Here is a 6702-nt window from a genome sequence, read left to right as displayed (position 1 = left end):
GTGCTGGGGGCGGGACGGGTCAGGGTAGGGGTTGCCATGGTTATGCGCTCCTGCGGCGGGTGATGACGAACTGCATGACAGAAACAACCACGATCAGTCCGAAGAAGATGTAGGAGATGGCTGCGGAGTAGCCCAGCCGGTAGCCGGTGAACCCGGTTTCAAAGATGTACTGCACCACGGGGCGGGTGGATCCTGCCGGCCCGCCTGCGGTCATTTGGTACACCTGATCGAAAATCTTCAGTGACGCCAGGATCTGGAGGAGCACAATCATCACGGTGGTGGGGGTGAGCTGCGGCAGCGTAATGGAGAAGAACTGGCGCCAGGCTCCGGCGCCGTCCAGCGATGCCGCTTCATAGTGCTGGGCCGGGATGTTTTGCATGGCGGCCAGGTAGAGCAGGAAGTTGAAGCCCACAGTCCACCAAAGTGTGGCGATCACAATGGCCCACATGGCCACGTTCGGATCGTTCAGCCAGGCAACCCTGGGGAGACCGATTCCCGTCAGGAACTCGTTGATCAGGCCAAGCTGCGGGTTGTACATCCAGGTGAAGAACAGTGAAACCACCGTGGAGGCCAGCAGGTACGGTGCAAAGTAGGAGAGCCGCCACAGCCACTGGGCAGGAAGCCCCACGTTGAGCAATGCGGCCATGACCAGGGCCACGAGGACCAGGGGTACGGTGCTGATCACCGTGAAGTAGAGGGTGTTGCCCAGGGACCGCCACATATCTGCGTCGGCCAATGCCTCGGCGTAGTTGGCGAAACCGATCAGGCTGTCATTGGCCCCGGTCAGGGACTTGCCCGTGAGGCTCATGTAGAAGCCGTAGAGGATGGGCCAGACGAGGAAAACGAGGAAGAACACCAGGAACGGGGTGGCGAACGCCCATCCGCTCACGTTGCTGCGGGATCGGCTCCCGGGTTTGCGCAGGGTCTCCGGCCTCGGCCGGGACAGCGTAGAGGTACTCATGAAAGGACTCCTTTGTCGCTCGGTGCGTGGGCCGGTCAGACCGGGTTGGGACGGGAGAGGAGGGTGTTGGTGCGTTGTTCGAAGGCATCCCATCCTGCCGATGCCTTGTCCCTTCCCAGGAGCACGTTCTGGACGTTCTCGGCGAAGTAGGTCTGCCAGTCCGAGCCGGAGCCGCTGAACCAGGCTTCGGGATCGTAGGCAATGATGTCCGCCGCGTTGGCGTAGTGAATCTGCGGGGTGAGTTCGCGGTACGCCTGCGACTGGACCACAGGCTGGTACCCGGGAATGTGTCCGGCTTCTGCCCAGGACAGCGATCCCTTCAGGACGTCGGTGACAAACTTGTAGACATCCCTGCGCTTGTCCTCGTTGACGTTGAGTTGGCGCGGCAGGACGAACGAGTGCGAGTCGGCGTAGGAGGCCGGCGTCCCGTACAGCGTGGGAATGGTGGCGGCGTCAACGGGGATGCCGGCTTTCTTCATGGTGGGAAGTTCCCAGACACCGCTGAACAACATTCCCGAGCCGCCGCGGGCGAACTCGGCGATGCCGGTGCTGATGTCTCCGGCCTGGGCTGCGATGGTGTCGTCAAACAGTGAAGCCATGAATTCCAGCGACTCAATGGCCGCGTCCCGGTCCACCTTCATAGGCTGGCCCGGCGTCAGTTCCATGTCCACGCCATGCTGCTTGTAGAGGGTGTAGAACAGGCGCCACATCTGCGACCCACTGCCCAGGTAGCCGAAGGACAGGCCGTGGGCCTTGGTCACTTTCTGCATTTCCAAGGCCATGGCTTTGAACTCGTCCGGAGAGCTCACCTCCTGAAGCTGCCCGTTGCTGCCCAGGACGCCCGCTTTGCCTGCAACATCTGTGTTGTAGAACATCACGAACGGGTGTGAGTCCAAGGCGATGGAGAAGACCTTGCCGCCATGCTGGCTCTTCTCCCAGATTCTGGGAGCGAAGTCGGATGCCGTCACCCCGTTCTCGGCAAGAAGGTCCAGGTCCCACGGATCGATGAGTCCGCCCGGCGCATAACCGGGCACCCGGCTGGCGTGCATGATGGCCACCTCCGGTGGGCGGCCTCCTGCCGATGCCATGGCCAATTTGGTGTAATACGGAGGCCCCCAGGCAAGCACCGTGGGGTGCACCTTGAAACCGGGATTGGCCTGGTTGGCCGCGTTGATCATGGCCTGCATTTTGATGCCGTCACCGCCGGAGAGGAGGTGCCAGAACCCAATGTCCTGGACGGCCGCAGCCTGGGCGGCCCCTCCACAACCGCTGAGGCCGGTTGCCAGGAGCCCCCCGCCAAGAAGGGCGGAACCTGTCAATAACTGTCTCCGGGACAACTGTTTCCCGGTCAAAGATTCAAACTGCTTCACCCGTCACTCCTTTGGATGGGTCCGCTGAAAGGTCACTGCTGTGTTGCTCAAGATCCGGCTCCGGCGCGTCCCCACACTCGGTAATAGGTGGCCCGGGGGTGACGCAGGTCTCACATTACATCGATGTAATAGACTGGGCAAGAGAAAATTGTTAGCGCACACAATTTGGTGACCGGCTCTCGTTTCAGGCCTTGCTGCTGTCCCGCTCCACAATGCTGTACTCGATTTCAACGAGGCGCTGGCCCTGGCCCCGGTCGCCCATGCGCTCCGTGAGGAGACGCAGGGCTTCGCTGGCAATGGTTCGCTTGTCAAAGGAGACGGTCGTCAGGGAAGGGACGGCGTAGCGGCCATCGGCAATATCATCGAAACCCGCCACCGCGATTTCCTCAGGGATCCGCAAACCCCTCTTCCAGAGCACGCTCAGGGCACCAATCGCCATGGAGTCGGTGAAACAGAAGAGAGCCTCTGGGACAGGATGCGTCTCCAGATAAGCCTCCAGGGCTTTGGCGGCGGTTTCGGGCGTCCACTTTTCGCAAGGAATCAGCAGCGACTCATCCCGCGGAATACTCAGGATGTCCAAAGCGGCTTCATACCCTTGGGTACGCTGGATGGCCGCCGCAGATCCTCGCCCCTGGGTTGTTCCAAGGACCGCAATGCGCCGACGCCCGGGCTTGGCCAGCGCCAGCGTCATGTCCCGGGCCGCCGTCAGGCTGTTCACAAAGACCCGATCGGCCAGCTGCTGCGTCACCTCGCCCAAAAGAACCACAGGAGGCAGGGCCACTCCAACCTTGACCGCACTCTCATCCAACACCACGGGATTGAGGATCAATCCGTCGATCAGGTTGGAGCGGGCCCGGGTCATCAGTTCCTGCTCGCGGCGCGGGTCCGAGCCCGTTTCCTCAATCTGGACAATCCAGCCCTGCTCATGGGCCACCTCCACAATATGGTGGGCCACCTCCGCCGAGTACGGTGTTGCCAGGTCCGGCAAAGCGAGGGCAATAACCCCGGAGCGGCCATTCCGCAGTCCGCGCGCAGAAAGATTGGGTACGTAATCCAGTTCCGCCATGGCCTGTTCAACCCGGAGCCGGGTAGGAGCGCTGACAGGGACCACACCGTTCATCACGTTCGAGACCGTTTTGGGCGAAACCCCTGCACGGCGCGCCACGTCCTTGACCGTTGCGCGCAATACGCCCCCTAGCTACAGTGTTGACCGGCGCAGCGACTGACCGGTTTTCCTTGATGCTACGCGAGTTTTTCTCCCTGGATGCAGCGCCCTGGCGCCAGTTACGGCCAACGCGAGGGCGTTCGGTGCCGTCCCGGGCCCGCGGGCAGGCTGCTCTTGGCTAGCCTTCAAAGGCCGCACGGAAAGCCGCCAGCGCGGCATCACCTGATTGCAGGTCCTCTCCCCCGTCGGCCTTCGCCTCGAGGCCTATGACCCCCGCGTATCCGGCCTTCTGAAGAGCATCTGCGACGCCGCGGTAGTTGACTTCCCCGGTGCCGGGTTCGCAACGGCCGGGGACGTCAGCCACCTGTATTTCTCCGATCCAGGGCAACGCGGCCCGGACAAGTTCGATCAGGTTTCCCTCGCCGATTTGGGCGTGATACAGGTCCAGCATCATCCTGACATTGGGGTGGTTAACTGCGGAGACCAGCGCCAAAGTGTCCTTGGCCCGCGCCAATGGGATTCCAGGGTGGTCCAGGATGGTGTTCAGGTTCTCAAGCGCGAAGGTCACTCCGTGCTTCTCGCCCAGCGCCCCCAGGCGTTCGAGGGTGCTTCGACCGGTCAGCCACATCTCACCGGTAGACCGGTGAACCGGTCGGACAGCCCTGCCTCCCTCCCCGAGCTCCGCAGGGTGGACCACCATCCGCTCGACGCCAAGTTCAAGCGCCACGGGAATCAACTTCTCCGCGGACGCCAGCACGTCCTCGGCACCGCCGGGATCAGTAAGGCTGCCGCCAAAATAGCCGCTCATCGACGAGAACCGGGCACCTGTTGCTGCCAGGGCCGCGACATCCCGGCCGCGGGTGTCCCACAGCTCCACCTCGAACCCTTGCCCGTGGATCCTCTTCACCCGCTCCGTCAAGGGCAGTTCGCCGTAGAGCATTTCAGCGCATACGGCCAGGCGGAAGCTCATGCGTTGTCCCCCACAGTGAGCAGCGCGGGTTCCGCCGGACGCAGTGCGGCAATCGATGCCACATCAACAGACAGCCCGGTGTGGGCCGAACGGGTGGCAGCCAGGGCAACGGCCAGCGCATTCCGCGCGTCGGTTCCGCCAGCACCTTGGGCCGCGGGAGCCTGGGTCCCATCGCGGTCAGCCCTCACCGCATCCACAAAGTGGGCGAGTTCAGCCGTGTAGGCATCGTGAAAGAGGTCCACGTTCAGGCGGACGGTGGCCGCATTGATGCCGGCAGCAGTGTAGCTCGTGGCCGAGTTGGCCTGCGGGCCTCCCGCCGTCACCATCCCCGCAGTGCCAAATACCTCTCCGCGCACGTCATAGCCGTACAGGGCATTGAAGTTGGCCTCGGCCACGGCAATGGCCCCGTTGCTGTAGGTCACGGTGACCACAGCGGTATCCAACAGCCCGCCCTCTTTTGCCTCGGGAGCTACCAGCGCGTCAGCCACTGCATGGACGCGAACAGGGACAGCGCCGGGGTTCAGCCAGTTCAAGGTATCAAAGTCGTGGATGAGGGTCTCAAGGAAAATGGTGCCCGGTGCAATCCGCTCCGGATTGGCAATCCCGTCCTTGTGTCCCGGGTCGCGGGTCAAGGACCGCAACAATTGCGGGGTTCCCACAGCGCCGTCATCAATGAGTCGGCGGGCGGCAGCAAAGTCTTCTGCGTAGCGGCGGTTGAAACCGAAGTGGACCGTCACACCCGCGGCCTCCGCTGCTTCCAGCGCCTCATCAAGTTCTTCCACAGTACGGCCGCCTGGCTTTTCGCAGAAGGCATGCTTGCCAGCACGTGCCGCCGCCGCTATCAGCCCGGAATGATAGCGGGCCGGCGCGGAGATCAGGACAGCATCCACTTCCGGATCAGCCAGCACATCCTCCGGGTCAGTGCTGATCTTGCGGACACCCAGCCGGTCAGCCAGCGCCTGGACCGCGGGAAGGGCCGGGTCAGCGATTGCCTCGAGTCGGGCATTGGGGATGCGCCGGGCAATGGATTCGGCGTGAAAACTTCCAATCCACCCCGCTCCGATCAGACCAAGACGAACGGGCCGGTCTTCACTGACCGGATGCTGAAGGTAAACCATGAGAGCTCCTGATGCGTATCTTCTAGATCGTTCTAGTCGAACCATACTGACACGGGATTCACGCCTCGTCTAGATCGTTCTATACACTGGTTGCAACTGGAGGAAATATGTCAGAACTGCAGCGCCGCCCCACCCTGATGGACGTAGCCGAGGCGGCCGGCGTCTCGCGCGCCTTGGTTTCCATCGTGATGCGGGGCGCCCCCGGCGCGGCGGAAGCTACCCGACAAAGAGTCCTGCAGGCGGCCAGCGATCTCGGTTACCGGGCAGACTCCCGCGCGAGGCTGCTGCGGAGCAGCAGAACCAAACTCCTGGGCCTCGCCTTCTCCAGCTCACAGCCGTTTCACGCGGAGATTGTCGATGCCGCGTACGCGGAGGCGTCCGCCAAGGGCTATGAGATAACGCTGAGCGCAGTGGCCGGAGGCCGACCTGAGGCCCGCGCCATCGAGACCTTGCTGGACGTCGGCGCCGAGGCGTTGATCATCATCGCTCCCACCCTCAGCGTGGATGACCTGGCATTGCACGCCCGCCAGGTGCCGGTGGTGAGCCTCCTGCGCGATGACGTGGGCGATCTTGTGGATTCGGTCAGCAGTGACGATCATGCCGGCATCGCACTGGCCGTTGACCATCTGGTTAGCCTGGGTCATCGCCGGATCGTCCACGTGGACGGCGGCACTGCAGTCTCGTCGGACAAACGCCGGGAGGCGTACCGCACGGAAATGATCCGGCATCGCCTGCAACCCGTGGTTGTTTCGGGCGGCCCAGGAGAGGAGGACGGCATGGGGGCAGGGCAGATCCTTCAGGCCGATCTGCCAACGGCTGTTATCGCCTTCAACGACAGGTCGGCCCTGGGAATCATGGAAAGCTTCAGGGCCGCGGGAATCAGCATTCCCGCCGATGTTTCAGTACTCGGCTACGACGACAGCAACTTCGCCAAGCTGAGTTATGTCCAGTTATCCTCTGTCAGCCAGGACGCTCCGCTCCTTGCCGCCGCCGCCGTTGGCCGTGCCGTGGACCGGATCGAAGGGGCAAAGCCACCGGGCAGCGTGGTCCGGACACCACACCTGGTCACCCGCAAAACCACAGCCCGGGCCCCTGAAGGAAACAGCGACACCTGACAA

General features: G+C 63.0%; 6 protein-coding genes. 1 reads left to right on the top strand and 5 read right to left on the bottom strand.

Annotated features, from left to right (window positions below):
- Window positions 1-40: 40 nt before the first annotated feature.
- The 5 genes from LN996_RS11585 to LN996_RS11565 form a co-directional block, all read right to left on the bottom strand.
- Window positions 41-961, bottom strand: coding sequence for a carbohydrate ABC transporter permease (locus LN996_RS11585; protein WP_231340528.1), 921 nt, complete (start codon window positions 959-961; stop codon window positions 41-43).
- Between the two features lie 35 nt (window positions 962-996).
- Window positions 997-2331: an extracellular solute-binding protein gene (locus tag LN996_RS11580; RefSeq protein ID WP_231340527.1), complete on the bottom strand. Its 1335-nt coding sequence runs from the start codon at window positions 2329-2331 to the stop codon at window positions 997-999.
- Between the two features lie 184 nt (window positions 2332-2515).
- Window positions 2516-3517 carry a LacI family DNA-binding transcriptional regulator gene (locus tag LN996_RS11575; protein ID WP_231340526.1) on the bottom strand — a complete coding sequence of 334 codons (1002 nt, stop codon included), beginning with the start codon at window positions 3515-3517 and terminating at the stop codon, window positions 2516-2518.
- A 157-nt stretch (window positions 3518-3674) separates the two neighbouring features.
- Window positions 3675-4466 (bottom strand): TIM barrel protein, encoded by a 792-nt coding sequence (locus LN996_RS11570; protein ID WP_231340525.1) that lies wholly within the window; start codon window positions 4464-4466, stop codon window positions 3675-3677.
- Entirely contained in the window at window positions 4463-5584 is a 1122-nt protein-coding gene (locus LN996_RS11565; protein WP_231340524.1) for a Gfo/Idh/MocA family oxidoreductase, read from the bottom strand. The genes LN996_RS11570 and LN996_RS11565 overlap by 4 nt, the downstream gene beginning before the upstream one ends.
- Window positions 5585-5691: 107 nt before the next feature.
- Here LN996_RS11565 and LN996_RS11560 point away from each other — a divergent pair, with 107 nt between their 5' ends.
- Window positions 5692-6699, top strand: a complete 1008-nt coding sequence (locus tag LN996_RS11560) for a LacI family DNA-binding transcriptional regulator (protein WP_231340523.1) — start codon at window positions 5692-5694, stop codon at window positions 6697-6699.
- Window positions 6700-6702 lie beyond the last annotated feature (3 nt).

It is taken from the genome of Arthrobacter sp. AK01 (assembly GCF_021109375.1).
Lineage (GTDB): Bacteria > Actinomycetota > Actinomycetes > Actinomycetales > Micrococcaceae > Arthrobacter.
The sequence above is the reverse complement of the archived record's forward strand: the minus strand, read 5'-3'. Positions and strand labels throughout refer to the sequence as shown.